Source organism: Neisseria sp. P0021.S006 (genome assembly GCF_051956895.1).
Window position 1 is genome coordinate 1 of sequence record NZ_JBQCWZ010000525.1, and the last position, 928, is coordinate 928.

Here is a 928-nt window from a genome sequence, read left to right on the forward strand (position 1 = left end):
ACGTCTGTGCCGTTGCCACCGTAGATGATGGCTTCGCAAGCAGTACCATAAATGGTATCTTTAGCATCAGTACCGCGGATAACGTTGCCGTCTTTGCAGTCTTCAGCACGGATGACATTACCTGGGTTTTTATCTTCGTGACCGTATGAGTTGTTTTGGTTATGATCGTCAACACAGTCTTTGCAGTCTGGCTCTGGCTTAGGCTCAGGTTTTGGCTCTGGCTTAGGCTCAGGTTTTGGTTCTGGTTTAGGCTCAGGTTTTGGTTCTGGCTTAGGCTCAGGTTTTGGTTCTGGCTTAGGCTCAGGTTTTGGTTGAGGTTTTGGTTCTGGTTGCGGTTCTGGTTGTGGCTCAGGTTTAGGCTCAGGTTTAGGTTGAGGTTTAGGCTGAGGTCGTGGTTTTGGTTGTGGTGGTGTCGGTTTGATTGGATCACAGTTGTAAGGTGGGCAAACCGGAACACATTTGTAAACGGTGGTTTTTGCTGGTGGGCAGAAAGCCGCAATAGCAGAAACCAAACCAGTTACCGCATTAACTACTGACACGCCGACGCTGGCAATGCTAGCGATGCTGCCGATAGAAACAGAAGATTTTGCTGCAGGAGCGCAGTAGTAAGATGAGAAGGAAGCCTTAGGCGCAGGAGCGCAGTAAGAACTAACCAGGGGTCTAGCATAATACCCCCCGTAACAGTATGCCATAATAATTACTCCCAAAATAGTTAATAAAGATATTGAGCTGACGGAACGAGCAAATTCCGCCCTTGCTCAATTATTATTTTAGTAATATTTTGCAAAATATTTACTCAAAAATATCAAACGGTAGAATTTGCCGATAAAAGGACGGAGTTTCGCCTGTTTTTAAATTCCATTATCCTAGCAACAATAAAAACATTAACATTGATTCACATTCTCTCAAACAGCATAGATCCTTTATC

At 44.6% G+C, this 928-nt stretch carries 1 pseudogene; it reads right to left on the reverse strand.

The window, feature by feature from the left end:
• Nucleotides 1-692, reverse strand: a pseudogene (locus ACTHUM_RS15455) (calcium-binding protein); the annotation flags it as partial.
• Between the last annotated feature and the right edge of the window lie 236 nt (nt 693-928).